The organism is Oryzihumus sp. JJN4-3R (genome assembly GCF_057747915.1).
Window position 1 is genome coordinate 284128 of the sequence record NZ_CM173229.1, and the last position, 26326, is coordinate 310453.

General features: G+C 72.7%; 20 protein-coding genes. 15 read left to right on the forward strand and 5 right to left on the reverse strand.

The window, feature by feature from the left end:
- Positions 1-17: 17 nt before the first annotated feature.
- On the reverse strand, positions 18-2297 hold the full coding sequence (locus AC3ANM_RS01205; RefSeq protein ID WP_488286320.1) for a glycoside hydrolase family 3 C-terminal domain-containing protein: 2280 nt from the start codon (positions 2295-2297) through the stop codon (positions 18-20).
- A 22-nt stretch (positions 2298-2319) separates the two neighbouring features.
- The gene (locus tag AC3ANM_RS01210) at positions 2320-3324 is read right to left on the reverse strand and encodes an alpha/beta hydrolase (protein ID WP_488286321.1); all 1005 of its coding nucleotides are present in this window, start codon (positions 3322-3324) and stop codon (positions 2320-2322) included.
- 51 nt (positions 3325-3375) lie between these two features.
- On the opposite strand from AC3ANM_RS01210, the gene dop reads away from it, so the two are divergent.
- From dop to lpdA, 6 genes are read left to right on the forward strand one after another with little or no spacing between them, the layout of a single operon-like run.
- Entirely contained in the window at positions 3376-4899 is a 1524-nt protein-coding gene (dop, locus tag AC3ANM_RS01215; protein ID WP_488286322.1) for a depupylase/deamidase Dop, read from the forward strand.
- A 55-nt stretch (positions 4900-4954) separates the two neighbouring features.
- On the forward strand, positions 4955-5158 hold the full coding sequence (locus AC3ANM_RS01220) for a ubiquitin-like protein Pup (RefSeq protein ID WP_488286323.1): 204 nt from the start codon (positions 4955-4957) through the stop codon (positions 5156-5158).
- Complete coding sequence (gene prcB, locus AC3ANM_RS01225) at positions 5155-5988, forward strand: proteasome subunit beta (RefSeq protein ID WP_488286324.1); 834 nt, start codon at positions 5155-5157, stop codon at positions 5986-5988. Before AC3ANM_RS01220 ends, prcB begins: the two co-directional genes overlap by 4 nt.
- Positions 5985-6731 (forward strand): proteasome subunit alpha, encoded by a 747-nt coding sequence (prcA, locus tag AC3ANM_RS01230; protein WP_488286325.1) that lies wholly within the window; start codon positions 5985-5987, stop codon positions 6729-6731. Before prcB ends, prcA begins: the two co-directional genes overlap by 4 nt.
- A gap of 43 nt (positions 6732-6774) precedes the next feature.
- Positions 6775-7638, forward strand: coding sequence for an SDR family oxidoreductase (locus AC3ANM_RS01235; protein WP_488286326.1), 864 nt, complete (start codon positions 6775-6777; stop codon positions 7636-7638).
- 10 nt (positions 7639-7648) lie between these two features.
- Positions 7649-9049: a dihydrolipoyl dehydrogenase gene (lpdA, locus tag AC3ANM_RS01240; protein ID WP_488286327.1), complete on the forward strand. Its 1401-nt coding sequence runs from the start codon at positions 7649-7651 to the stop codon at positions 9047-9049.
- A 21-nt stretch (positions 9050-9070) separates the two neighbouring features.
- Here the strand turns inward: lpdA and AC3ANM_RS01245 are convergent, their stop codons facing one another.
- The gene (locus AC3ANM_RS01245) at positions 9071-11593 is read right to left on the reverse strand and encodes a SpoIIE family protein phosphatase (RefSeq protein ID WP_488286328.1); all 2523 of its coding nucleotides are present in this window, start codon (positions 11591-11593) and stop codon (positions 9071-9073) included.
- A gap of 96 nt (positions 11594-11689) precedes the next feature.
- On the opposite strand from AC3ANM_RS01245, the gene AC3ANM_RS01250 reads away from it, so the two are divergent.
- Complete coding sequence (locus AC3ANM_RS01250; RefSeq protein ID WP_488286329.1) at positions 11690-17449, forward strand: HAMP domain-containing protein; 5760 nt, start codon at positions 11690-11692, stop codon at positions 17447-17449.
- 112 nt (positions 17450-17561) lie between these two features.
- Positions 17562-18227 (forward strand): response regulator, encoded by a 666-nt coding sequence (locus AC3ANM_RS01255; protein WP_488286330.1) that lies wholly within the window; start codon positions 17562-17564, stop codon positions 18225-18227.
- 70 nt (positions 18228-18297) lie between these two features.
- Here the strand turns inward: AC3ANM_RS01255 and AC3ANM_RS01260 are convergent, their stop codons facing one another.
- Entirely contained in the window at positions 18298-19293 is a 996-nt protein-coding gene (locus AC3ANM_RS01260) for an NAD-dependent epimerase/dehydratase family protein (RefSeq protein WP_488286331.1), read from the reverse strand.
- Positions 19294-19368: 75 nt separating this feature from the next.
- Here AC3ANM_RS01260 and pafA point away from each other — a divergent pair, with 75 nt between their 5' ends.
- The 3 genes from pafA to AC3ANM_RS01275 all read left to right on the forward strand — a co-directional run bounded on the left by pafA (position 19369) and on the right by AC3ANM_RS01275 (position 22273).
- Positions 19369-20730, forward strand: a complete 1362-nt coding sequence (pafA, locus tag AC3ANM_RS01265; protein ID WP_488286332.1) for a Pup--protein ligase — start codon at positions 19369-19371, stop codon at positions 20728-20730.
- Between the two features lie 173 nt (positions 20731-20903).
- A complete protein-coding gene (locus tag AC3ANM_RS01270) occupies positions 20904-21857 on the forward strand; it encodes an FKBP-type peptidyl-prolyl cis-trans isomerase (RefSeq protein WP_488286333.1) in 954 nt (317 codons plus the stop codon).
- A 29-nt stretch (positions 21858-21886) separates the two neighbouring features.
- Positions 21887-22273 carry an FKBP-type peptidyl-prolyl cis-trans isomerase gene (locus AC3ANM_RS01275; protein WP_488286334.1) on the forward strand — a complete coding sequence of 129 codons (387 nt, stop codon included), beginning with the start codon at positions 21887-21889 and terminating at the stop codon, positions 22271-22273.
- An 81-nt stretch (positions 22274-22354) separates the two neighbouring features.
- Here AC3ANM_RS01275 and AC3ANM_RS01280 read toward each other — a convergent pair whose 3' ends face one another.
- Positions 22355-23524: a DUF3866 family protein gene (locus tag AC3ANM_RS01280; RefSeq protein WP_488286335.1), complete on the reverse strand. Its 1170-nt coding sequence runs from the start codon at positions 23522-23524 to the stop codon at positions 22355-22357.
- Between the two features lie 99 nt (positions 23525-23623).
- Between AC3ANM_RS01280 and AC3ANM_RS01285 the strand changes: the two genes are divergently transcribed.
- The 4 genes from AC3ANM_RS01285 to tatA are packed head-to-tail and all read left to right on the forward strand — an operon-like array spanning position 23624 to position 26310.
- On the forward strand, positions 23624-24631 hold the full coding sequence (locus tag AC3ANM_RS01285) for a helix-turn-helix transcriptional regulator (RefSeq protein ID WP_488286336.1): 1008 nt from the start codon (positions 23624-23626) through the stop codon (positions 24629-24631).
- Entirely contained in the window at positions 24628-25611 is a 984-nt protein-coding gene (locus AC3ANM_RS01290; protein ID WP_488286337.1) for a helix-turn-helix transcriptional regulator, read from the forward strand. Before AC3ANM_RS01285 ends, AC3ANM_RS01290 begins: the two co-directional genes overlap by 4 nt.
- Positions 25612-25622: 11 nt before the next feature.
- On the forward strand, positions 25623-25937 hold the full coding sequence (locus tag AC3ANM_RS01295; RefSeq protein WP_488286338.1) for a hypothetical protein: 315 nt from the start codon (positions 25623-25625) through the stop codon (positions 25935-25937).
- Positions 25938-25977: 40 nt separating this feature from the next.
- Positions 25978-26310, forward strand: a complete 333-nt coding sequence (tatA, locus tag AC3ANM_RS01300) for a Sec-independent protein translocase subunit TatA (protein ID WP_488286339.1) — start codon at positions 25978-25980, stop codon at positions 26308-26310.
- Positions 26311-26326 lie beyond the last annotated feature (16 nt).

Consider the following 26326-nt stretch of genomic DNA (forward strand, 5'->3'; position numbering starts at 1 on the left):
GCCCGCAGCGGGGCTCGTCAGCCGCCGGAGGTCTGCCCTGGCCGGACCTGCTGCCGGGCGACCTCCTCGACGAGCTGGTGGACCCGCTCGCGGGGGATCCCCAGCCCGAACGACGCCAGCTTGAGCAGCGGCATCGCACCGAGGATGGCCCGCTCGTGCTCGTCCACCTCGTCGACCGGGCGCCCTCCGCCCTCGGCGAGGGCCTGCCGCAGCAGCGGGCCGCCGACGGGGTGCGCGAACCACTCGTCCAGCGTCGAGGTCTGGTCCAGCACGGGCGGCACGCCGTCCCCGTCGATCCCGACCACCCCGCGGAGCGCGATGTCGTGGCAGGAGGTCCCGACACGGACCTCCACCTCGCCGGCGTCGACGCACCACCGTTGCCGGCCGGGCGACCAGTAGCGGAACGCCTCCTCGTCCAGGGCCACCCGCACCGCCTGCGTCTCCCCGGGGGCCAGGTGCACCTTGGCGAACCCCTTGAGCTCGTGCTCGGGACGGTCGACCGGCGCCTCGCAGTCGTGGACGTAGACCTGGACGACCTCGCTGCCGGCGACCCCGCCGGTGTTGGTGACCGACGCGCTCACCTGGACCGCGTTGGGCCCGGTGCGCTCGATCGCGAGGTCCGCGAGCGCGAACGTCGTGTAGGACAGGCCGAACCCGAACGGGTAGGCCACCGGCGTGCCCAGCGTCTCGTGGTGGCGGTAGCCGACGTAGACGCCCTCCCCGTAGCGGACGTGCTGCTCGCCGCCGGGGAAGTACAGGTGCGAGGGCGTGTCCTCCAGCCGCAGCGGGATGGTCTCGGTCAGCCGCCCGGAGGGGTTGGCCCGGCCCAGCAGCAGGTCGGCGGTCGCCCGGCCCCCGGCCTGGCCGCCCAGCCATCCCTCCAGGACCGCCCTGGCCTGGTCCTGCCAGCCGGTCACCGAGACCAGCCCTCCGTTGGCGAGCACGACGACCACCCGCTCGTTGACCTCGTGGACGGCTCGCAGAAGGGCCAGCTGGTCGGCGGGCAGGCCGATGTCGGACCGGTCGAACCCCTCGGACTCGGCCGACGGGGGCAGGCCCAGGAAGGCCACGACGACGTCGGCCTCGCGGGCCACCTCCAGGGCCTCGGTCACCAGCGCGGCGTCGGGGGTCCCGTCCAGCCGGTAGCCGGGGGCGAAGCCGACCCGCTCGTCGCCGACCACCTGCCGGAGGCCGTCAAGGGCGGTGTCGAGGTGGGTGGGCACCACCTGGGAGCTGCCGGCCCCCTGGTAGCGCGGGGTGCGGGCGAGCTCGCCGACGACGCCGAGCACCTCGGTGCCGTCGGCGGTCAGGGGCAGGATCCCGTCCTCGTTGCGCAGCAGCACCGCCCCCGCGGCGGCCACCTCCCGGGCCAGCGCGTGGTGGGCGTCGACGTCCACGGCCGGGCCCTGCGACGGCTGGGACCCGGCGCGGGCCACGAGGGTGAGCACGCGGCGTACGGCCCGGTCCAGGTCCTCCTCGGGGAGCCGGCCCGAGCGCACCGCGTCGACCACCTCCTGGTCGGTGCCCGACGGGGGCATCTCCAGGTCCAGGCCGGCCGCGAGCGCCGCGACCCGGTCGTTGACCGCGCCCCAGTCGGAGACGACCAGTCCCTCGAAGCCCCACTCCCGGCGCAGCACCTGCGTGAGCAGCCACGGGTCCTGGCTGGCGTGGGTGCCGTTGACCCGGTTGTAGGCGCACATCACCGTGGTCGGCCGGGCGGTGCGGACGACGTGCTCGAAGGCGGGCAGGTAGACCTCGCGCAGGGTGCGCTCGTCGACGTCGGCGCTGACGCGCATCCGGTCCGTCTCCTGGTTGTTGGCGGCGTAGTGCTTCAGCGAGGTGCCCACGCCGCGGGACTGGACCCCGGACACCCAGGCGGCACCCATCCGGCCGGAGAGGAACGGGTCCTCGGAGAAGTACTCGAAGTTGCGCCCGCACAGAGGCGAGCGCTTGATGTTGACCCCCGGGCCGAGCACGACTGCCACGTCGGTCGCGAGCGCCTCGGCGCCGATCGCCTCACCCACCCGGCGGGCCAGGGCCGTGTCCCAGGTGGACCCCAGCGTCACGGCCGGCGGGAAGCACGTGGCGGGGTCGCTGCCGCCCAGGGCCATCGCGTCGGAGTCGTCGGACTGCTTGCGCAGGCCGTGCGGGCCGTCGGTGACCATCACCGCCGGGACGCCGGCCTCCGGCACAGCCTGGGTGTGCCAGAAGTCGCCGCCGGAGGTCAGGGACGCCTTCTGCTCCAGGGTGAGGGCCGCGAGCGTGGTCTCGACCCAGCCGGCGTCCGTGGCGTCCATCTCGGCTCCTTGCGTCAGGCGGTCAGGCGGGGCTGGTGTCCCGAGTCTGCTCCCGGACGGTCGCCGGGTGAAGGTGGCGGCGCAGCTCGCCGGCGAGCTCTTCCCGGGCGGGCGCGCCGACCCTGGTCGCCCCTGGGAAGCTGGCGAACCCGTGCGGGGCGCCGAGGTAGTTCGTCAGCCGCACCTCCACCCCGGCCGCCCGGAGGGCCTCGGCGTAGCGCGCCCCCTCGTCGCGCAGCGGGTCCAGGTCGGCGGTCTGCACCAGGGCCGGGGGCAGGCCGGACAGGTCGGCCCCCCACAGCGGCGAGACCAGCGGGTGGTCGGGGGCCAGGCCGCCCTCGCCGAGGTAGTGGCCGCGGAAGACGACCATCTTCTCCCGGGTCAGCACCGGCGCGTGGGCGTGCTCGGTGACCGACGGCTGGCTCATCGTCGCGTCGGTGGCCGGGTAGACCAGCGCCTGGTGGGCGATCCCGGGGCCGCCCTCGTCGCGGACCAGCTGGCACACGACGGCGGCCAGGTTGCCGCCGGCGCTGTCGCCGCAGACGGCCAGCCGCGAGGCGTCCACCGCGGTCCCGACGCCGCCGGACCCCACCCAGCGCAGCGCGTCGAGGCAGTCGTGGACCGCCTGCGGCGCCCGGTGCTCGGGCGCCTTGCGGTAGTCCACGCTGACGACCACCGCCCCGACGGTCTCGGCCAGGAAGGTGCACAGCGGGTCGTACATGCGGGGGCTGCCCAGCACCCACCCACCGCCGTGGAGGAAGACGATGACCGGCGGCTTCGGCCCGGCGGAGGCGGGACGGTAGAGCCGCAGCGGCACCCGGTGCCCGTCCCGCGCGGCGAACGCCGCGTCATGGACGGCGACGGAGCGCGATACCGGGCCGGTCACCCAGGTGAACGGCGGCACGGTGGGCGCGACGCTCGCGCGGCTGCGGCGGATGGCCGCGAGGTCCATCCCGGTGATCGACTCCCGGCCGAACCGGTCCAGCAGCGTGGTGAAGACCTTGGTGCGCAGTGGCATCCGCGACATGGGGGCCACTATGCCCGACGGATCCGGGACCGGCTCGCCTAGGCTGGCCGCATGAGCGTCCGTCGCGTCATGGGCATCGAGACCGAGTACGGCATCTCCGTCCCCGGTGACCCCACCGCCAACCCGATGCTGCTCTCGGGCTACGTCGTCAACGCCTACGCCAGCGGCGGGGGGATGCGGGCGACCAAGGCCAGCTGGGACTACGAGGACGAGGCGCCGCTGCGCGACGCGCGCGGGTTCGAGATGAGCCGTCAGCTCGCCGACGCCAGCCAGCTCACCGACGAGGAGGACCCCACCCTCGCCAACGTGGTGCTCACCAACGGCGCCCGCCTGTATGTCGACCACGCCCACCCGGAGTACTCCTCCCCGGAGGTGACCAGCCCTCGCGACGCGCTGCGCTGGGACCGGGCGGGGGAGCGGATCATGCTCGAGGCGGTGCGCCGCCTGGCCCCGGTCCGCGGCACGGCCGGGGTCAACCTCTACAAGAACAACACCGACGGCAAGGGCGCCTCCTACGGCACGCACGAGAACTACCTCATGCGCCGGGAGACCCCCTTCGCCGAGATCGTCAAGCACCTCGTGCCGTTCTTCGTCGCCCGGCAGGTCATGTGCGGCGCCGGCCGGGTCGGCATCGGCCAGGACTCCTCCACCGCGGGCTTCCAGATCGCCCAGCGCGCCGACTTCTTCGAGGTCGAGGTGGGCCTGGAGACGACGCTGAAGCGCCCGATCATCAACACCCGCGACGAACCGCACGCCGTGGCCGACCTCTACCGCCGCCTCCACGTCATCATCGGCGACGCCAACCTGTGCGACGTGGCCAACCTGCTCAAGCTCGGCACCACGAGCCTGGTCCTGGCGATGATCGAGGACCACGCGATGACCCAGGACCTGGTGGTCAACAAGCCGGTGGCCACCTTGCACGCCGTCTCCCACGACCCCACGCTCAAGACCCTCGTCGAGCTGCGCGACGGCCGGCACGTCACCGCCGTCGAGCTGCTGTGGATGTACCACGAGCAGGCCAGCCGGTGGCTGGACTCCCGCTACGGCGCCGACGTCGACGAGGACACCACCGAGGTCATGCAGCGCTGGGAGTCGGTCCTGACCCGCCTGGGCCGGGACCCGATGGAGTGCGCCCGCGAGATCGACTGGGTGGCCAAGCTGGCCCTGATGCAGGGCTACCGCGACCGCGACGGCCTGGAGTGGTCCGACCACCGGCTGCGCGCGATCGACATCCAGTGGTCGGACGTGCGCCCCGAGAAGGGCCTCTACCACCGGCTGCGCCAGCGCGGCCTGATCGAGTCCCTCATCCCGGAGGAGGCCGTGACCCACGCCGTCGACAGCCCGCCGGAGGACACGCGGGCCTACTTCCGCGGCCGCTGCCTGGAGAAGTACGCCGGGCAGATCGCCGCCGCCTCGTGGGACTCCCTCATCTTCGACCTGCCCGGGCACGCCTCGCTGCAGCGCGTCCCGATGCTCGAGCCGCTGCGCGGCACCAAGGCAGCCGTCGGGGCGTTGATCGACCGCAGCCCCGACGCCACAACACTGTTGCGGGAGTTGGCAGCCGCCTCCGGATAGGTGTGACTAGGCTGACGAACGACCGGCAGGACCAGCGGTAGCGCAAGGAGGATCCATGCCCAGCCAGGAGCAGAGTCGGCCTCAACGCCGCGATGACGAGCCCGAGGTCCCGGAGCCCACTCCCGCGGCACCGGAGGCGAGCGCCCGCAAGGACGCCCTCGACGACGACATCGACAGCGTGCTCGACGAGATCGACGACGTGCTGGAGTCCAACGCGGAGGAGTTCGTGCGCGGCTTCGTCCAGAAGGGCGGCCAGTGAGCTTCCCGCACCGCCAGGACGCGGGCCGGTTGCCCGCAGCCTTCACCGCCGCGGGATCGAGCTCGTTCACCGAGTTCATCGGGGCCCACGCCCCCCACCTGCTGCCCTCGGGCCGGGTGCTGCCTGCCGGGTCCTCGATCGACGCGCCGCACGGCACGACGATCGTGTCGCTGACCTACGACGGCGGCGTGATCATGGCCGGTGACCGGCGAGCGACCATGGGCAACCTCATCGCCAACCGCGACATGCAGAAGGTCTTCGGTGCCGACGACTACTCCGCCGTCGGCATCGCCGGCACCGCGGGCGTCGCCATCGAGCTGGTCAAGCTGTTCCAGGTCGAGCTCGAGCACTACGAGAAGATCGAGGGCGCGCTGCTCTCCCTGGAGGGCAAGGCCAACCGCCTCGCCACGATGATCCGCGGCAACCTGGCGCTGGCCATGCAGGGCTTGGCCGTCGTGCCGCTCTTCGCCGGCTTCGACCTCGACGCCAACGGCGGCCGGATCTTCTCCTACGACGTGACCGGCGGCTGCTACGAGGAGCACGACCACCACTCGGTGGGCTCGGGCTCGCTCTTCGCCCGCGGGGCGATGAAGAAGCTCTGGCGCGAGGGCCTGTCCGTCGACGACGCGGTCCGGGTCGGCGTGGAGGCGCTCTACGACGCCGCCGACGACGACTCCGCCACCGGCGGCCCCGACCTCGGCCGTCGCATCTGGCCCAGCGTGGCCGTCATCGACCACGACGGGCTGCGCTTCCTCGACGACGACACGCTGGCGGGCGTGGTCGAGCAGATCGTCGCCGACCGCCGAGGCAACCCCGGAGGCGCCCGATGACCATGCCGTTCTACGTCTCGCCCGAGCAGCTGATGAAGGACCGGGCGGACTACGCCCGCAAGGGCATCGCCCGCGGCCGGTCCGTCATCGTCCTGGCCTACGACCGGGGCATCGCCTTCGTCGGGGAGAACCCCTCCCGCGCGCTGCACAAGATCTCCGAGATCTACGACCGCATCGCCTTCGCGGCGGTCGGCAAGTACAACGAGTTCGAGAACCTGCGCGTGGCGGGCGTGCGCTACGCCGACCTGCGCGGCTACTCCTACGACCGCGGTGACGTCACCGCCCGTGGCCTGGCCAACGCCTACGCCCAGACCCTGGGGACGGTCTTCACCCAGGAGTCCAAGCCCTACGAGGTCGAGATCGTCGTGGCCGAGGTCGGCACCGGCCCCGACCAGGACCAGATCTACCGGCTCACCTACGACGGTTCCGTCGCCGACGAGCACGGCTTCGTCGCCATGGGCGGCGCCGCCGAGCCGATCAGCGCCGGACTGCAGGAGCGCTGGCAGCCGGGCATGACCCTCTCGGCGGCCCTGCGCCTGGCCGTGGAGCTGCTCGCCCAGGACCCCTCCGGCGGCCCGGCCCGCACCCTGGGGCCCAACCAGCTCGAGGTCGCGGTCATCGACCGGGAGCGGCCCCGCCGGACCTTCCGCCGGATCACCGGCCCGCTGCTGGAGGCGCTGCTGTCCAGCACCGACCCCACCACCGGGGTGCCCGCCGAGGACGACCCCGCCCCCTCGGCCTGAGCCCGCGAGCCGCAGGCGGTGAGGCCCAGATGGTGAGGCCCAGATGGTGAGCCGCGACGTGACCATCGCCGTCTCCGGGGCCACCGGGGTCCTCGGGGCGCTGGTGGCCCGCGGGCTCGCCGAGGCGGGGAACCCGCCGCGCCTGGTCGTGCGCGACCCGGCGCGCGCCCCGCAGCTGCCCGGCGCCCAGGTCGCGCAGGCGACATACGAGGACGTCGAGGCCATGGCCCGCGCCCTGGACGGGGTGGAGACCTTCTTCCTCGTCTCCGGCCACGAGGACCCCGACCGCGTGGGGCTGCACCGCTCGGCCATCGAGGGTGCGCGCCGCGCGGGGGTGGGCCGCATCGTCTACACCTCCTTCATGGGCGCGGCGCCGCACGCGACGTTCACCTACGCCCGCGACCACAGCCTCACCGAGCAGGCGGTGCGCGAGGCAGGCATCACCCTCACCTCCCTGCGCGACAGCCTGTATGCCGACGTCGCGCCCTGGTTCGTCGGCGACGACGGGGTGATCCGGGCCCCCGCCGGGGACGGGCGCGTCGCGTGGGTGGCGCGCCGGGACGTCGCCCGGCTGGCGGTGGCGGTGCTGACCCAGGCCGGCCACGAGGACCAGGTCTACGACGTGTCCGGCCCGCGCTCGCTCGACCTGCACGAGACCGCCCGCGAGCTGGCCCGGGTGACCGGCCGGCCGATCCGCTACCACCCCGAGACGCTGGAGGAGGCCCGCGCCTCCCGCGCCGGCAACCCCGCCTGGATGGTCGAGGGCTGGATCGGCTCCTACGTCGCGCTGGCCACGGGGGAGGCGGCCGTCACCAGCCACACGATCGAGCACGTCACGGGCGTGCCGCCGCTGGAGTTCGGGGCGTTCCTGGATGCCGAGCCCAACGCCTGGGCGCATCTGGTCTAGCGTCTGCCCCATGGCTGCTCATTTTGATCTCGTTGTCCTCGGTGCCGGACCCGGTGGGTACGTCGCCGCGATCCGTGCCTCCCAGCTCGGCCTCAAGGTGGCCGTCGTGGAGGAGAAGTACTGGGGCGGTGTCTGCCTCAACGTCGGGTGCATCCCGAGCAAGGCCCTGCTGCGCAACGCCGAGCTGGCGCACATCCTGACCCACGAGAAGGACAAGTTCGGCATCACCGGTGACGCGTCGATGGACTTCAAGCCGACGCACGCCCGCAGCCGCCAGGTCTCGGACGGCATCGTCAAGGGCGTCCACTTCCTGATGAAGAAGAACAAGATCCAGGAGGTCCACGGCTGGGGCACGCTGACCAGCCCGACGTCCATGGACGTCAAGACCCCGGACGGCTCCACCGAGCAGCTCACGTTCGACAACCTGATCATCGCCACCGGCGCCACGACCCGGCTGATCCCGGGCACGTCCCTGTCCGAGCGCGTCGTGACCTACGAGGAGCAGATCCTCACCGACCAGCTGCCCGGCAGCATCGTCATCGCCGGCTCCGGCGCGATCGGCGTCGAGTTCGCCTACGTGATGAAGAACTTCGGCGTCGACGTGACGATCGTGGAGTTCCTCGACCGGATGGTCCCGACCGAGGACGTCGAGGTCTCCAAGGAGCTGCTGAAGCACTACAAGAAGCTCGGCATCACCGTCCTGCTCTCGACCAAGGTCGAGTCCATCGACGACTCCGGCGACAAGGTCAAGGTCACCGTCTCGCCGGCAGGCGGCGGCGAGCAGCAGGTCCTCGAGACCGACAAGGTGCTCCAGGCCATCGGCTTCGCCCCGCGGGTGGAGGGCTTCGGCCTCGACGCGATCGGCGTGCAGCTCACCGAGCGTGGCGCCATCGCCATCGACGAGGTCGGCCGCACCAACGTCCCGAACGTCTACGCCATCGGCGACTGCACCGGCAAGCTCATGCTGGCCCACACCGCCGAGGCGATGGGCGTCGTCGCCGCCGAGACCATGGCCGGCGCGGAGACCATGCCGGTGGAGTTCGACTTCATCCCGCGCGCGACGTACTGCCAGCCCCAGATCGCCTCCTTCGGCTACTCCGAGGCGCAGGCCAAGGAGAAGGGCTTCGACGTCAAGGTCGCCAAGTTCCCGTTCTCCGCCAACGGCAAGGCCCAGGGCCTCGGCGACGCGGTCGGCTTCGTCAAGATCGTCGCCGACGCCACGCACAACGAGATCCTCGGCGCGCACATGATCGGCCCGGACGTTACCGAGCTGCTGCCGGCGCTGACCCTCGCCCAGCGCTGGGACCTCACCGCTGACGAGGTCGCGCGCAACGTCTTCGCCCACCCGACGCTGTCCGAGGCCGTCAAGGAGGCCGTCGAGGGCATCGCCGGCCACATGATCAACCTCTGAGCACGCCGCGCGGGGCCCCGGTCAGCTGCTGGCCGGGGCCTCTCGCGTCTGCGCCCCCGTCGAGGAGGCGCCCATCTCCACCCGGATCGCCAGGATCGCCATGTCGTCGCGCTGCGGGGTGTCGCTGAAGTCGACCGCGAGCCGCCGGATCCGCTCGGCGACGGCCTGGGCCGGCAGGTCGACCATGGCGGCCAGCTCGGCGTCGAGCCCCTGCTCCCCGAGCATGGTGGCGCCGTCGCGGCGCTCGAGGACCCCGTCGGTCAGGGCGACCAGCAGGTCGCCCCGGTCGAGCTCGTAGCTCTCGGGCGCGTAGGCGGCGGTCTCGACCACCCCGAGCAGGGGCTGGGGGGTGCCGATCTCCCGGACCCGGCCGCGGGCGTCCACCAGGAACGGCTGGGGGTGACCGGCGTTGACCAGCGTCAGCTGCACCCGCCCGCGCTCCAGGCGCAGCGTGCCGCACACCAGGGTCAGGAAGCGGGCCCGCTCGCCCTCGTCGAGGATCGCGGTGTTGAGCCGCTCCAGGGTGCCCGCGACGCCGAAGCCGGCGCGGGCCAGCGCCTGGATGGTGTGCCGGGCCAGCCCGGTGACCGCCGCGGCCTCCGCGCCCGTGCCGCAGACGTCGCCAACCACGAACCACCAGGTCCCCTTCCCGGCGGGGAACACGTCGTAGAAGTCCCCGCCGGCGACCGTGTCCTCCCCGGCGGCCTCGTAGACCACCCCGATGTCGAGCCCGGGCGCCGAGGGCGTCGACGCCGGCAGCAGGCTCTCCTGCAGCGCCCGGCCGACCGCCTGGAGGTTGCCGTGGGTCCGGGCGTTGTCGATGGCCAGCGCGGCGCGGCGGGCGATGGACTCGGCCACGAGGTAGAACTCGCTGCGCACCATCTCGGCCCGGCTGCGGCCGACGACGAGGAAGCCGATCGTGCGCCCCCGGGCGACCAGGGGGATGGCGGTGCTGGGCTGGCCGAGAATGGTCACGTCGTCGCCCGCGCCCTTCCCGGCCGCGGCCTTCGTGAGCGCCCGGCGCACGGTCTCGACCTGCTCCTCGTCCTCGTGCCAGACCTGCTGCAGGACGGCCCTGCCACGCACGTCGAGGAGCTGGATCGCGCACCAGCGGGCGATGCGGGGCACGACGACCTGTCCGGTGATCGCCATGGTCATGTCCTGGTCCAGCGAGCCGGCGAGCAGGTCGCCGGCGTCGGCGATGAAGCTGAGCCAGTCACGGCGCTGCCGCTCGGAGGCCTGCAGCCGTGCCCGGTCGGCCGCGAGAGCGATGGAGTCGGCGAACCGCTGGAGCAGGACGGCCTGCTCGTCGGTGAAGGCATCCGGGCGGACCGAGGCGGCGCCCAGCCCGCCGACGACCCTGCCCTCGACGACCAGGGGCACGACGAGCAGCGAGCGCAGCTCGGTGCCGGCCAGGACGGGGACGTCCACCTCGGTGAGGTCGGGCACCAGCACGGGCAGGCGGGGCCGGTGGGCGTCGGGGGCACCGGGTGAGCCGGTGACCAGCCGGGTGCCCACAAGGGTCTCCGGCAGTCCGCTGACGGCCACGAGCTCCAGCTCCCCGGTCACGTCGTGGGACAGCAGCAGGTAGGTCGCGTCGGCGGAGACGGGGTCGCGCACGTGCTCGACGGCGAGCGCGAGGTAGTCGTCGGCGCCCAGCCGCAGGATGGCGTCGGGGCGCATCCCCAAGGGGGCCGGGTCGCCCCGGGTGCCGTTCGGCGGTGCCGGTGCGGCCCGCTCCAGCAGCGCCCGGTGGTCCGCCGGAACGAGCAGGACGGCCGTGCGCTCCCCGTTGCGCAGGTGGGAGGCGAAGACCTCGACGGTCGCGCCGTCCCGGTGCAGCACGGCATACCCGCCCTGCCACGGTGCCCCGACCGAGGGGTCGGCCGGGTCGCCGGGCAGTCCCTCGCCCAGGGGCGTCTCGACCAGGTCCGCCCACGGGCGCCCGACCACCTCGCCGGAGCGCCAGCCGAAGAGGACGGTGGCGTCCTCGTTCCAGCGGAGCACGCCTCCGTCGTGGCCCACCTCGACGACGGCCACCCGCACGGTGGCGTGGTCAGCGGGGTGCTCGGTCAGGTGCTCGGTCACGTGATCGGCGGCCTGCTCGGGTGTGGCGAGACCGTCCGCGGGAACGTGCGCCCCGGCTGCCGTGGGGTCGCCGGCACACAGGGCCCACACGCGCTTGCTCGTGGCGGTGTACTCCACGCCCCACGCGGTGGACAGCGAGGTCGTGATGAGCAGTCCACGCCCTCGCTCGGCCTCGTCGGAGGGGCGCTCGGTCACCAGGGGCACCGAGCGCCCCGGGTGGTGGTCCTCCACCTCCACGCGCAGGTCCCGGCCCTGCAGGCGCAGCCCGAGCCGTGCCGAGGTGCCCGCGTGGACCACGGCGTTGGTCACCAGCTCGCTGACGACCAGGGCCGCGCAGTCCATCAGCTCACCTGCCCCCCACTCCTCCAGCCGGGCGCGGGTGAAGCGTCGCGCGTCGGCGACGGAGCGGGCGTCCGCGGCGAAGGAACGGTGCGCGCGGAGGGGGGCTGGGGGCATCAGCTGAAGAGTCGGCTCACGGGAGACGTTGGCTGGGTCACCTCATGGTGACAGACTCGCCCGCGACGGAGTATGGCCGTGGCCGAGGAGGTCCGCATGCCTGGCGGCACGACGAAGGGGGCGCAGGAGAGGAGTCCGGAGGGACTCCTCAGCAACGACAGCGAGCTGGACCGAGCCCAGCTCAGGCGGCTCCTGGGCGCTCTCAACGCCATGCGGGACGGCAACTTCCGCAAGCGCCTGCCGGTGGCCGGGGACGGCCTGGCGGCCGAGGTCGCCATCGTCTACAACGAGATCGCCGACCGGCAGCAGCACATGCTTGCCGAGCTGACCCGCGTGCAGCGCCTGGCCGGCCGCGAGGGCCGGCACAGCGAGCGCCTGCAGCCCGGGCTCGGCGAGGGGGGCTGGGCGCGCTGCGTCGAGGCCGCCAACAGCCTGGTCACCGACCTGGTCCGCCCCACCGGGGAGTTCGCCCGGGTCGTCGCGGCGGTCTCCGAGGGTGACCTGACCCAGCGGATGGACCTGCGCCTGGACGGCCAGTCGCTGCGCGGGGACCCGCTGCGGGCGGCGCGCAGCGTCAACGGCCTGGTGGACCAGCTCTCCACGATCGCCGACGAGATCACGCGGGTCACCCGCGAGGTCGGCACCGAGGGCAAGCTCGGCGGCCAGGCGCGGGTGCGCGACGCCAACGGCAGCTGGCGCGACCTCATCGACGCGGTGAACACGATGTCCTCCCGGATCACCGACCAGGTCCGCGACATCGCCCTGGTGACCACGTCCGTGGCCGACGGGGACCTCTCCCGCACCGTCACCGTCGAGGTGAGCGGGGAGATGGCCCAGCTCAAGGACACCGTCGACCGCATGGTCGACCAGCTCTCCTCCTTCGCCTCCGAGGTCACCCGCGTGGCCCGCGAGGTCGGCACCGAGGGGCGCCTGGGCGGCCAGGCCGACGTCCGCGGCGTCTCCGGGACGTGGAAGGACCTCACCGACTCGGTGAACACGATGGCGTCCAACCTCACCAGCCAGGTGCGCGGCATCTCCTCGGTGGCCCAGGCGGTCGCGCGGGGCGACCTGAGCCAGCAGATCACGGTCACCGCGCGGGGCGAGATGGCCGAGCTGGCCGAGACGCTGAACTGGATGACGGCGACCCTGCAGACCTTCGCCGACGAGGTCACCAGGGTGGCCCGCGAGGTCGGCACCGAGGGCATCCTCGGCGGCCAGGCCGACGTGCCCGGGGTGGCCGGGCGGTGGAAGGACCTCACCGAGTCGGTCAACTACATGGCCGACAACCTCACCGCCCAGGTGCGTGACATCGCCCAGGTGACCACGGCGGTGGCCCGGGGCGACCTGAGCCAGAAGATCACCGTCGACGTCAAGGGCGAGCTGGCCCAGCTCAAGAGCACCGTGAACACCATGGTCGACCAGCTCTCCTCCTTCGCCGCCCAGGTGACCCGGGTGGCCCGCGAGGTGGGCAGCGAGGGCATCCTCGGCGGCCAGGCCGACGTGCCCGGGGTGGCCGGGACGTGGAAGGACCTCACCGACTCGGTGAACTCCATGGCCTCCAACCTGACCAACCAGGTCCGCAACATCGCCCAGGTCACGACCGCGGTGGCCCGGGGCGACCTGAGCCAGAAGATCACCGTCGACGTGCGCGGCGAGCTCGCCGAGCTGAAGAACACCGTGAACACCATGGTCGACCAGCTCTCCTCCTTCGCCGACGAGGTCACCCGCGTGGCCCGCGAGGTGGGTGGCGAGGGACGCCTGGGTGGCCAGGCGGCCGTCCCGGGTGTCTCGGGCACCTGGCGGGACCTGACCGACTCGGTGAACTTCATGGCCGGCACGCTCACGGCGCAGGTCCGCAACATCGCCGAGGTCACCACGGCCGTGGCCCGCGGCGACCTGACCCGCACCATCACGGTCGAGGCGCGCGGGGAGATCCTCGAGCTGAAGAACACCGTGAACACGATGGTCGACCAGCTCTCCTCGTTCGCCGACGAGGTCACCCGCGTGGCCCGTGAGGTCGGCACCGAGGGACGCCTGGGCGGCCAGGCCGACGTCCACGACGTCTCGGGCACCTGGAAGGACCTCACCGAGAACGTCAACATGATGGCGGCCAACCTCACCAGCCAGGTCCGCAACATCGCCGAGGTCACCACCGCCGTCGCCAGTGGCGACCTGACCCGCAAGATCACGGTCGACGCCCGGGGCGAGATCCTCGAGCTCAAGAGCACCGTCAACACGATGGTCGACCAGCTCTCCTCGTTCGCCGACGAGGTCACCCGTGTGGCCCGTGAGGTCGGCACCGAGGGGATGCTCGGTGGCCAGGCGCGGGTGCCCGGCGTCGCCGGCACGTGGCGTGACCTGACCGACTCGGTGAACTCGATGGCCTCCAACCTGACCAACCAGGTCCGCAACATCGCCGCCGTGTCCACCGCCGTCGCCCGCGGCGACCTCAGCCAGAAGATCTCGATCGAGGCCCGCGGCGAGGTCGCGGCCCTGGCCGGCACCATCAACGCGATGGTGGACACCCTGCGTGCGTTCGCCGACGAGGTCACCCGTGTGGCCCGTGAGGTCGGCACCGAGGGCATCCTCGGCGGCCAGGCCCACGTGCGCGGCGTCGCCGGCACGTGGAAGGACCTCACCGACTCGGTGAACTCGATGGCTGGCAACCTCACCAGCCAGGTGCGCAGTATCGCGCTGGTCACCACCGCAGTCGCCCACGGCGACCTGACCCAGAAGACCTACGTCGATGCCCGCGGGGAGATCCTCGAGCTGAAGACGACGGTCAACCGGATGGTCGACCAGCTCTCCTCCTTCGCCGACGAGGTCACCCGCGTGGCCCGTGAGGTCGGCACCGAGGGCAAGCTCGGCGGCCAGGCCGAGGTTGCGGACGTCTCCGGCACCTGGCGCAAGCTGACCGAGAACGTCAACCAGCTCGCCGGGACCCTGACCACCCAGCTGCGCGCGATCGCGGAGGTCTCCACCGCGGTCACCCAGGGTGACCTCAGCCAGGAGATCACGGTCGAGGCCGAGGGGGAGGTGGCCGAGCTCAAGGACAACCTCAACCAGATGATCGACAACCTGCGCGAGACCACCCGCGCCAACCAGGAGCAGGACTGGCTCAAGACCAACCTGGCCCGCTTCACCGGTCACATGCAGGGCGGCCGGGACCTGCTCGACGTCATCCAGCTGATCGTCACCGAGCTGACCCCGCTGGTCGGCGCCCGGCAGGGCTCGTTCTTCCTCAGCGAGGCGGCCCCGGACGGCGCCGAGCAGCTGCGCCGGATCGCCTCCTACGGCTACCGCCGGCGCGCCGACGTGCCGGACACGTTCGCCATCGGCGAGGGGCTGGTCGGCCAGGCCGCCGCGCAGCGCGCCCCGGTGCTGCTGACCGACCCGCCGCCGACCTACCTGCGCATCTCCTCCGGGCTGGGGGAGGCACCCCCGCCCACCATCGTGATCCTGCCGGTGGTCTTCGAGGAGCGGGTCCTCGGCGTCGTCGAGCTGGCCTCGTTCACCCCGTTCAGCGTCGTGCACATGCAGTTCCTCGGCCAGCTGATGGACATCATCGGCGTCTCCCTGAACGCGATCATCGCCAGCTCGCGCACCCAGGCCCTGCTGGTGGAGTCCCAGCGCCTGGCGGCCGAGCTGCAGAGCAAGTCCGGGGAGCTGCAGACCCAGCAGCGCGAGCTGCAGCAGTCCAATGCCGAGCTGGAGGAGAAGGCCAGCCTGCTGGCCAAGCAGAACCGCGCCATCGAGATCAAGAACCTCGAGATCGAGGAGGCCCGTCGGGCGCTGGAGGACCGGGCCGAGCAGCTGTCGCTGTCCTCGCGCTACAAGTCCGAGTTCCTCGCCAACATGTCGCACGAGCTGCGCACCCCGCTGAACTCGCTGCTCATCCTGGCCAAGCTGCTCGCCGACAACCCCGACGGCAACCTCGACCGGCGGCAGGTGGAGTTCGCGCAGACGATCCACAGCGCCGGCACCGACCTGCTCCAGCTGATCAACGACATCCTCGACCTGTCCAAGGTGGAGGCCGGCAAGATGGACGTCCACCCGGCCGACGTCGCCATCGCCGGGATCGTCGAGTACGTCGAGGCGACCTTCCGGCCCCTGACCGCGGAGAAGGACCTGCGGTTCACGGTCTGGGTGGCCGAGGACGTGCCCCGCACGATCGTCTCCGACCAGCACCGGCTCCAGCAGGTGCTGCGCAACCTGCTCTCCAACGCCGTGAAGTTCACCTCCTCCGGCGAGGTCCGTATGGCGATCCGCAGCAGCTCGGGGGAACGGTTCACCACCCCCCAGCTGGCCGAGGCGTCGACGGTGCTGGCGTTCGAGGTCACCGACACCGGCATCGGCATCGCCGCCGAGCAGCTGCGCACGATCTTCGAGGCGTTCCAGCAGGCGGACGGCACGATCAGCCGCAAGTTCGGCGGGACCGGCCTGGGCCTGTCGATCAGCCGGGAGATCGCCCGCCTGATCGGCGGGGAGATCCACGTGGAGAGCCAGCCGGGGCACGGCAGCCGCTTCACCCTCTACCTGCCCACCCGGATGGACGCCGGCCCGAAGCAGACGGCGCTGACGTCCCCCGACGGCGAGGCCGTGCCCGCGGCCGGCACGACCCCCGTGGCCCTGGAGCAGGTCGAGGACGACGACGGCGCGATCCTGCCCTCGGACCGGGTCCTGCTCGTGGCGATGCCCGACGCCGAGCTGTGCCGGGCGGCGGTGGAGGCCGGGCGCGCCCGCGGGTTCAAGGTCCTGGCCACGATGTACGCCGACCACGCGGTCACCACCGCCGTGGAGCGGCGGCCGGACGCGATGGTCGTGGGCATGGACATGGCGGCCCATGACGGGACCTCGCTGTTCCAGCGCCTCAAGCGGCTCCCGGACACGCGCCCGATCCCCATGGTGGCCACGCACCCGGCCGGCGCCGCCGCGACGGTGCAGCAGGCCCGGCTGGCCGGTGCCTTGGACGTCGTCGAGGCACCCTTCGTCCGGGTCCGCCTCGACGCCGCCCTGGAGCGGCTGGAGGCCTTCCTGGAGCGACCCAAGCGCTGTCTGCTCGTGGTCACCGACGACTCCGGTGGGGAGGCGGCCACCCTGGCCGAGCACCTGTCGACCTTCGACGAGCTGGAGGTCGAGGTGGTGGGGACACCCGGCGAGGCCGCGACGGCCCTCGGCGACCACCCCTGGGACTGCGTCGTGGTCGACCTCGCGACCGAGGGGCACGGGGGCTTCGAGGTCCTCAAGACGGTTCGCGCCCGCAAGGACCTGCGCCAGCTGCCGGTCGTGGTCACCGGCAGCGCCGGCCTTTCCCGCCGTGACGAGGCCCGGCTGGAGCGCTACGCCGCGGCCCTGACGCTCACCCGGCCCCCGTCCTGGGCGGGTCTGCTGGACCAGACGGCGGTGCACCTGCACCGCTCCGATGTCGACTCCGGGGAGGAGGGCACCAGCGCCGTCGAGCAGAGCCGTGACCTGCAGCAGGCGGTCGCCGGCCGCCGCGTCCTGATCGTCGACGACGACGTCCGCAACGTGTTCGCCCTGACCAGCGCCCTCGAGCAGCACGGCCTCGACGTCCTCTACGCCGAGAACGGCGAGGAGGGCCTGGCCACGCTGCGGCGCGAGGCCGAGGTCGACCTGGTCCTCATGGACGTGATGATGCCCGGGATGGACGGTTACACGGCCATGCGCGAGATCCGCCGGATGCCGCGGTTCAAGGACCTGCCGGTCATCGCCCTCACGGCCAAGGCGATGCCCGGGGACCGCGACAACAGCCTCACCGCGGGCGCCTCGGACTACGTCACCAAGCCGGTGGACGTGGAGCAGCTGATGTCCGTCATCCGCTCGTGGCTGTCGTGAGGCGGTCGTGCGACGACGATGGCCGTCGTCGTCAGGGTCGTCGTGAGGGTGGTCGTGGTGAGGATCGTCGCGAGGGTGGTCGCCGTCAGGTGGCCGTCGTGAGGTGGTGGGCATGACCGAACGGGCACGGATCCTGCTGGTCGACGACCGTCCGGAGAACCTCCTGGCGCTCGAGGCCATCCTGGGCTCGCTGGACCAGGAGCTGGTGCGGGCCGGGTCGGGGGAGGAGGCCCTGCGCGAGCTGCTCAAGGCCGACTACGCCCTGATCCTGCTCGATGCCCAGATGCCCGGGATGGACGGCTTCGAGACCGCCGCGCGGATCAAGCGCCGGGCGCGGACCCGGGACGTGCCGATCATCTTCCTGACCGCGGTCGACAAGGACAGCAACAGCTCCTACCGCGGCTACGCCGCCGGGGGCGCCGACTACATCGCCAAGCCGTTCGACCCGTGGATCCTGCGGGCCAAGGTCCAGGTGTTCGTCGACCTCTGGGTCGCCGGTCGCCGGCTGGCCACCCAGGCCGCGCTGCTGCGCGGGCGGGTCGGCGAGCGCGAGGGCGACCCCGACGTGCTCGGGGCGCTCGCGGCCCGGGTCTCCGGTGTCGAGGACGCCGTCGCCCAGCTCGCCACCGTGCTGCCGCCCACGCCGGAGAACGGCGGCGGCCCGGCCCGGGAGGCGCTGGAGGAGGTGGAGCGGTCCCTGGCCTCGCTGCGCGACGTCCTGGTGGTCCTGAGACTGCGGGACGGTGCCGCCGGGGTCACCCGGCGCGAGCGCGGCTGAACCCGCCTCCTGCCCGGGCCCTCGCCCGCTTCTGAGGCCGTCGCCCGCTGCCCAGGGACTCGCCGGCTGCTCAGGCCCTCGCCTCGGCGACCAGCGCCCGCTCGTCCTCCGGCGAGAGGCCGGCCTTGCGGGGGCGCCCCGGCCCGGCCTGCAGCTCCCACGCCAGCGTGTCCCGCAGGGTGTCGGCCAGGGGCCGCAGCACCAGCCCGGCCTCGCGGGCGGCGGCGTTGCTGCGGTGGCCGAACCCCTCCCATCCGGGAGTGGCCAGCCACAGCGGCAGCGAGCGCTCGCCGGCCCACTCCTGCACGCCGTGCTCGACCAGCCAGGGGGTCGAGACGGCCACCAGCGGCCCTTCGTGTCCGGCGACGCGCCGGGCCGTCGCGAGGTGCTCCCCGAGCGGGGTCACGTCGCCGGACAGGTTGAAGACCCCGGCTCGCTCCTGCTCCACCGACTCCACCAGCCAGCGCGCCAGGTCGCGCACGTCGATCACCTGGGTGCCCAGGTCCGGCTCGTCCGGCACGAGCACCGCGCCGTCCTCCGTCGCCGGGTGGGCGAAGCGCAACGGCCAGTAGCCGGTGCGGTCGCTGTGGTCGCCCGGCCCCCCGATCAGTCCCGCCCGGGCGACCACGGCGCGCTCGCCGGCCGCCTCCAGGACGAGGCCTTCGCACGCGACCTTCGCCTCGCCATACGTCTCCCGGTCGGCGACGTCCCCCTCCAGGGCGGGCAGCAACGGGGTGGACTCGTCGGCACCCGGGGTGCCGTGCGCGGCATACACGCTGCCGGAGGAGACGTAGACCCACGTGGCGGCCCGGTCCGCGAGCGCGGCAAGCGCGGAGCGGACGAAGCCGGGCTGCCAGGAGACGTCCACGACCCCGTCCCAGTCCTGGTCGGCCACCTGGTCGTAGGCGCGCGCGGAGCCGCGGTCGGCGGCGACCATGTGCACTCCCGGCGGCGCCTGGCCGGACTCCCCGCGCGCCAGGCAGGTGACGTCGTGCCCCCGTTCCAGCGCCGTTCGTGCGACCTCACCGCCGAGCCAGGCGGTGCCTCCCAGGACCAGAATCCGCATGCGGCAACCCAACACGCCGTCCCGGGTGTTGTCATCGCGCGTTCGCTGCGGGCTGATCGCGCCTAGAGTGAGTTCATGGAGCGCCGAATCTTCGGGATCGAGAACGAGTACGGCGTCACGTGCACGTTCGACGGCCAGCGGCGGCTCACCCCGGACGAGGTGGCCCGTTACCTGTTCCGCAAGGTCGTGTCGTGGGGCCGGTCCAGCAACGTCTTCCTCTCCAACGGCTCACGGCTGTACCTCGATGTGGGCAGCCACCCGGAGTACGCCACCCCCGAGTGCGACGACGTGCGCCAGCTGGTCACCCACGACAAGGCGGGGGAGCGGATCGTCGAGGGGCTGGTGGCCGACGCCCAGCAGCGGATCACCGACGAGGGCATCGCCGGGGAGATCTACGTCTTCAAGAACAACACCGACTCGGCCGGCAACTCCTACGGCTGCCACGAGAACTACCTCGTCGGCCGGCACGGGGAGTTCCAGAAGCTCTCGGACGTGCTCATCCCGTTCCTCGTGAGCCGGCAGATCACCTGCGGCGCCGGCAAGGTCACGACGACCTCGCGCGGCGCGACGTACTGCGTCAGCCAGCGCGCCGACCACATCTGGGAGGGCGTCTCCAGCGCCACGACCCGCTCGCGGCCGATCATCAACACCCGCGACGAGCCGCACGCCGACGCCGAGAAGTACCGCCGGCTGCACGTCATCGTCGGCGACTCCAACATGAGCGAGACCACGACGATGCTCAAGGTCGGCTCGGCGGACCTGGTGCTGCGGATGATCGAGGCGGGCGTGGTCATGCGCGACCTCACCCTGGAGAACCCCATCCGGGCGATCCGTGAGATCAGCCACGACATGACCGGTCGCCGCCAGGTGCGCCTGGCCAACGGCCGGGAGCTGTCGGCGCTGCAGATCCAGAGCGAGTACTACGAGCGGGCGCTGGCGTTCGCCGACCGGGAGGGCCTGGACGACCCCACCCACAAGAACGTGCTCGACCTGTGGGAGCGGACGCTCACCGCGGTCGGCACCGGGGACCTGTCCCAGGTCGAGACCGAGATCGACTGGGTGATCAAGTACCAGATGATCCAGCGCTACGCCGCCAAGCACGACCTGCCCATGTCCAGCCCCCGGGTGGCCCAGCTCGACCTCGCCTACCACGACATCAACCGCCAGCGCGGGCTGTTCTACCTGCTGCAGCGGCACGGCCGGGCGGCACGGGTGTGCTCCGACGTGGAGATCTTCGAGGCCAAGAACCGGCCACCGCAGACCACGCGGGCCAAGCTGCGCGGGGACTTCATCCGGGCCGCCCAGGAGCACCGTCGCGACTTCACCGTGGACTGGGTGCACCTCAAGCTCAACGACCAGGCCCAGCGCACGGTGCTGTGCAAGGACCCCTTCGCCGCGGTGGACACCCGGGTGGAGCGGCTCATCGAGAGCATGTGACCCCGACCACCCGAGGTGGGCCCGGAGGAAGGCCCCGCCGAGGGGTGCGACGAGGGGCGCGTCGAGGGCCCTGAGGGGGACACCCCGTCCGGGCCGGCTCACGGCGCGGTCGGCGCGTGCAGGGCAGGGCGTTATGGTGAGGGCGATCCCGCCATACGACCAAAGGTTTTCGCGTGCGTTTGAACCGTCACAAGCTCGTGGCCGCCGCCGCGGTCCCGCTGCTCCTGCTCGTCGGGGCCTGCGGCTCCGAGAAGGCTGCCGACCCCGAGGCCAAGGCCCTGGACGCGGTGACCGTCGCCGGCAGCTCGGCGTCCCCGACCGTCACCCTGAAGTCCAAGCCGGTCTCGGTGAAGAAGACCGTCACCAAGGTCGTCACCCCCGGCACGGGCCCGGCGGTGACCAAGACCGACGCCGTCACCGCCAACTACCTGCTGGTCAACGGCAAGGACGGCAAGCAGCTCGACACGAGCTTCGGCAAGTCCCCGGCCAAGATGGACCTGTCCTCGGGTCGGCTGCTGAACGGCCTGACCAAGGGCCTGCTCGGCCAGAAAGTCGGCTCCCGCGTGCTGGTCGCCATCCCGCCGGCCGACGGCTTCGCCGGCCAGGGCAACAGCCAGATCGGCGTCGGCCCGACCGACACCATGATCTTCCTGCTCGACATCACCAAGGCCTACAAGCCGCTGACGCAGGCCACCGGCACCGCCGTGGCCCCGAAGGCCGGCCTGCCCACCGTCAAGATGGGCAAGGACAACCACACCGCGGCGGAGATCTCGGTCCCCAAGACCAGCCCGCCGAAGAAGACGGTCGTCCAGCCGCTGGTCCAGGGCAAGGGTGACGTCATCAAGGCCGGCCAGATCCTGCGCTTCAGCTACACCGGCGTGGTCTGGCGCAACGGCAAGATGTTCGACACCTCCGCCAAGACCAAGGAGGGCTACATCGAGTTCCCGATCGGCAAGGGTCAGCTGATCCCGGCCTGGGACAAGAACCTCGTGGGCCAGCACGTCGGCAGCCGGGTGCTCATGGTGATCCCGCCGGCCGACGGCTACGGCGCCAAGGGCAACCCGAGCGCGGGCATCAAGGGCACCGACACGCTGGTCTTCGTCGTCGACCTGCTCGACGCCAGCTGACCTCCACCCCCGACGAAAGGCGGTCCACCATGGGCTTCGACCCCAACACCACCAAGCCGGAGATCGAGTTCCCCGGCGACACCCCGCCGGCCGAGCTGGTCATCGAGGACATCACCGTCGGTGACGGCACCGAGGCCAAGGCGGGCAACACGATCAGCGCCCACTACGTCGGCGTGGCCCACTCCAGCGGCGAGGAGTTCGACGCCTCGTGGAACCGCGGCGCGCCGCTGGACTTCCGCCTCGGCGTCGGTCAGGTCATCGCCGGCTGGGACGAGGGCATCGTGGGCATGAAGGAGGGTGGCCGCCGCAAGCTGGTCATCCCCGCGCACAAGGCCTACGGCGACCGTGGCGCCGGCGCCGTCATCAAGCCGGGCGAGACGCTGATCTTCGTCGTCGACCTGGTCGCCGTCCGCTAGGACCCCGACCGGACGCCGCAAACGGCCCGAACCGGCCCCGTCACGGGGCTGGTTCGGGCCGTTTCGTGCGTTCGGTGGAGGCTAGAGCAGGGTGGCGGCGAAGCGGCCAGCGGCGGCCGCCGCGACGAACGACGCCCGGTCGGCGTCCAGGCCACGGCCCATGGTCGACAGGCGCACCGGGCTGGCGGCGAGCGCCTCGTCCAGCCCGGCGACGTCGACCTCGTGCAGCCGCAGCCGCCCCTGCGAGCCTTGGGTGAGCTCCCGCACCTGACGCAGCACCTGCGCGCCGACCGCCCCCTCCAGCAGCGGCACGGGCACGTCCGCGGGAGCCATGGCCACCCGCCCGTATGCCGTGAGGCTGTGGTGGGAGACCCCGCGGTGCCGTTCGCGCTGGTCGGCCTCCGAGACGCGCAGCGAGGCCACCGCCCGGCCCCCGAGGGCGTGGGTGGCGTTGACGGCCTCCCCGGCGCTGGTGCCCGAGAAGCCCCACCGGGTGCCGGTGCCGAGGTTGCCCGGGCCCTGGGCGACGACGGCCACGTCGGCGTGCAGGACGTGCGCCGCCGCCAGCAGACCGGTGTGGACGTTGACCGCCTCGAGGTCGCCACCGAAGGCCTGCCCGACGGTGATGCCCGCCGCGAGCCACCCGGCCTCGCGCAGGCCGGCCACGGCGCGGGAGAAGGCGATCGGCAGGGCGCCGCCGTCGGTCATGACGTAGGCCACCCGGGCGTCGGGGCGCTCGGCCCGCAGCCCGGCCAGGACCGCCGGCAGCGCCGAGTGCAGATCGGCGACGACGACGGGCATCCCGTCCAGAGAGTCGGCCTCGCGCAACAGGTCGTGGTGGGGGCTCTCCTGCTCGTCGACCCCGAGCACCATGGCCTGGAGAGGGGTGTAGCGCGCCTTGACGACGTGGCCCGGCCCGGCCGGCGGGTCCGCCGGGAGCCGGTCGGGGACGGCCACGACCAGGGCCAGGCCGCCGGTGCCCAGGCCGCGCTGGAGCGCGCTGGTGTTGAGCAGCACCCGGTCGCCGACCTGCGCCTCCCCGACGAGGTCGGGGTAGGCCAGCGCCCGCACCAGTGCCTCGCTGCCACTGCCCCCGCCGGCGGTGCCGTCGAGGAGGGGTCCACCGTTGGTGGCGTCGGTGGGGTGCCCGCCGTGGTGCGGGTCCCGGGGAGCCAGCTCCACGGCATACTCCACCGCCCCCGACCACCGGGAGCGGACCTCGCGGACGGTTGCGGCGCGCCAGTGGATCACGATCGGCAAGACTATCCGCGCTGGCGGCGCCGGTCGGGTAGCGTCCCGTGGGGCGCCCGGTGGGGACGGACACGGCGACGACGAAGGAGGCCGGCACCCGTGGCAGCATCGACCGCAGCAGCGGCCAAGACCGAACGACTGCTCAACCTGGTGATCTGCCTGCTCTACACGCGGATGCCCCTGACCAAGGCACGCATCCGCAGTGCCGTGCCGCAGTACGGCGAGACCGCCTCGGTCGAGGCGTTCGACCGCATGTTCGAGCGCGACAAGGACGAGCTGCGCGACCTGGGCATCCCCCTGGTCACCGAGGCCGTCGACCCGCTCTTCGACGACGAGCCCGGCTACCGGATCGACCGGCGCGAGTACGCCCTGCCCGAGATCGCGTTCGCCGCCGACGAGCTGGCCGTCCTCGGCCTGGCCAGCCGCGCCTGGCAGCAGGCGAGCCTGGCCGGCCCCGCCGCGCAGGCGCTGCGCAAGCTCGAGGCCGCCGGGGTGGAGCGCGACGACGCCTCGCTGATCGGCATCGAGCCGCGGCTGCGCACCGCCGAGCCCGCGTTCGACGCGATCAAGGACGCGGTCGTGGCGCGACAGCCGGTGACCTTCACCTACCGCAAGGCGCGCGACGGCGAGGTGCTCACGCGTCACCTGCAGCCGTGGGCCATGGCCTCCTGGCACGGACGGTGGTACGTCACCGGCTTCGACACCGACCGCGGCGCGCCACGGGTGTTCCGGCTCAGCCGGATCGAGGGCAGCGTCGCCGCGGACGGCCGGCCCGGCTCCTACGAGGTCCCCGAGGACCACGAGCCGACGACGATGATCCGCACCATGGCGGTCGAGCGCGACCCGCAGCCGGCGGTGCTGCGGGTGCGGGTCGGCGCGGGCAACTCGCTGCGCCGGCGGGCCCGCACCATCGGCGACATCGACGACACCTGGTCGCTGGTCGACGTCGACTTCACCGACACCGAGACCTTCGCCGACGAGCTGGCCGGCTTCGGCCCCGACGTCCTGGTCGAGCAGCCACCGGACCTGGCCGACGCCGTCATCCGCCGGCTCAAGGCCGCCATGGCCGCGCACGAAGGGAACCAGCGCGAGGGGGAGCCCCGATGAGCACCCAGGAGTCCGCGACGACGCGGCTGTCCCGGCTGCTGACGATGGTGCCGTGGCTGCTCCGCCGTCAGGGCGTCGACATCGACGAGGCCGCCCGCGAGTTCGGGGTGTCCCGCGAGCAGGTCGAGGCCGACCTCATGCTGCTGTTCGTCTGCGGCACGCCCGGGCACATGCCCGACGACCTCATCGAGGCCGAGTGGGAGGGCGGCAAGGTCTACCTCGGCAACGCCGACACGATCGACCGCCCGCTGCGCCTCGGCGTGGACGAGGCCCTGGCCCTCATCGTCGGGCTGCGGGCGCTGGCCGCGGTGCCCGGCATCGGCGAGCGCGACGCCGTCGACCGTGCCCTGGCCAAGCTGGAGGCGGCCACCGGGGCCGTGGCCCAGAGCGCCGCGCACATCCGGGTCGCCATCGACGACGGCGTCGCCGCGCAGACCCTGGCCGAGGCCCAGCGCGCCCTCACCGCAAGGCGACGCGTGCACCTGCGCTACCTCGTGGCCGGCCGCGACGAGGCCACCGAGCGTGACGTGGACCCGATGCGCGTGGTCAACATCGACGGCACGTGGTACCTCGAGGGCTGGTGCCACCGCGCCGAGGACGTGCGGATGTTCCGCCTCGACCGGGTGGAGACCCTGGCCGTCCTCGACGTCGACGGCACCCCGCCGGCCGACGCACGCCCGCGCGACCTCGACGCCGGGGTGTTCACCCCGCACGCCACCGACCTGCTGGTGCGCCTGCACCTGGGTCCCGGCGCCGCCTGGGTGGCCGACTACTACCCGGTGGAGTCCGCCGAGCCCGACGGCGAGGACGGCCAGGTCATCGCCCTGCGCACGGCCGACACGGCCTGGCTGCGCCGGCTCATGTGGCGCCTCGGCGGCCACGCCACCGTGCTGGAGCCCGCCTCCCTGGCGGCCGAGGTCGCGGCCGGCGCACGCGCCGCGCTGGAGGCGTATGCCGGGCCCGTGCACCCGGGCGGGTAGGGTCGCCTCCCATGTGGTGGTGGGTCCTGATCTGGGCGCTGTTGCTCGTGTGCGCTGCCGTCTACCTCGGCTCCCGGCTCTGGGAGCTGTGGGGGCAGAGCAAGGACTTCGGCCGCGAGGTCATGATCGCCCAGGAGCGCCTGGAGCAGGTGCAGGGCCGGCTCGACGAGCTGGGGGAGCGGATGTCCGCGCCCGAGCAGCTCGCGGTCTTCGGTGACCCGCGGGCCCTGCGCCGCGAGCGCGAGCACGCCCTGGCCCGCCAGCGTCACGAGCGGGCGCGGCGACGGGCTGGGCGACGCCCGACATGGGCCCGCCACGTAGACTGACGACCTAGGCACGACACCCCGACCGGAGGACCAGACCGCCATGTTCCGCAACTTCTTCGACGGACCGCACCTGCTGGTGATCGCCGTCCTGGTCATCCTCCTCTTCGGCTGGAAGCGCCTGCCCGACGCCGCCCGCAGCGTGGGCCGCTCGATGCGCATCCTCAAGTCCGAGGTCAACGAGATGAAGCAGGAGGGCAAGTCGACACCCAGCGCGGCCAGCTCCGACACGGTCCGCGGCGAGACGGTGCCCCAGCCCGCGCATGATGCTCCGCGCCCCAGCGCCGACCCCACGCAGCAGCCTGGACCCGCTGCCCCGCAGCAGCCGGCCCAGCAGGCGCCAGTCCAGCAGCCCCACAACCAGCCGCCCGCCTGAGGCGCGGGGCGCGGCA

Coding starts and splice junctions, on each gene's coding strand:
- AC3ANM_RS01205 (WP_488286320.1), bottom strand. CDS start 2,297: ATGGACGCCACGGACGCCGGCTGGGTCGAGACCACGCTCGCGGCCCTC.
- AC3ANM_RS01210 (WP_488286321.1), bottom strand. CDS start 3,324: ATGTCGCGGATGCCACTGCGCACCAAGGTCTTCACCACGCTGCTGGAC.
- dop (WP_488286322.1), top strand. CDS start 3,376: ATGAGCGTCCGTCGCGTCATGGGCATCGAGACCGAGTACGGCATCTCC.
- AC3ANM_RS01220 (WP_488286323.1), top strand. CDS start 4,955: ATGCCCAGCCAGGAGCAGAGTCGGCCTCAACGCCGCGATGACGAGCCC.
- prcA (WP_488286325.1), top strand. CDS start 5,985: ATGACCATGCCGTTCTACGTCTCGCCCGAGCAGCTGATGAAGGACCGG.
- AC3ANM_RS01235 (WP_488286326.1), top strand. CDS start 6,775: ATGGTGAGCCGCGACGTGACCATCGCCGTCTCCGGGGCCACCGGGGTC.
- lpdA (WP_488286327.1), top strand. CDS start 7,649: ATGGCTGCTCATTTTGATCTCGTTGTCCTCGGTGCCGGACCCGGTGGG.
- AC3ANM_RS01245 (WP_488286328.1), bottom strand. CDS start 11,593: ATGCCCCCAGCCCCCCTCCGCGCGCACCGTTCCTTCGCCGCGGACGCC.
- AC3ANM_RS01250 (WP_488286329.1), top strand. CDS start 11,690: ATGCCTGGCGGCACGACGAAGGGGGCGCAGGAGAGGAGTCCGGAGGGA.
- AC3ANM_RS01255 (WP_488286330.1), top strand. CDS start 17,562: ATGACCGAACGGGCACGGATCCTGCTGGTCGACGACCGTCCGGAGAAC.
- AC3ANM_RS01260 (WP_488286331.1), bottom strand. CDS start 19,293: ATGCGGATTCTGGTCCTGGGAGGCACCGCCTGGCTCGGCGGTGAGGTC.
- pafA (WP_488286332.1), top strand. CDS start 19,369: ATGGAGCGCCGAATCTTCGGGATCGAGAACGAGTACGGCGTCACGTGC.
- AC3ANM_RS01275 (WP_488286334.1), top strand. CDS start 21,887: ATGGGCTTCGACCCCAACACCACCAAGCCGGAGATCGAGTTCCCCGGC.
- AC3ANM_RS01290 (WP_488286337.1), top strand. CDS start 24,628: ATGAGCACCCAGGAGTCCGCGACGACGCGGCTGTCCCGGCTGCTGACG.
- AC3ANM_RS01295 (WP_488286338.1), top strand. CDS start 25,623: ATGTGGTGGTGGGTCCTGATCTGGGCGCTGTTGCTCGTGTGCGCTGCC.
- tatA (WP_488286339.1), top strand. CDS start 25,978: ATGTTCCGCAACTTCTTCGACGGACCGCACCTGCTGGTGATCGCCGTC.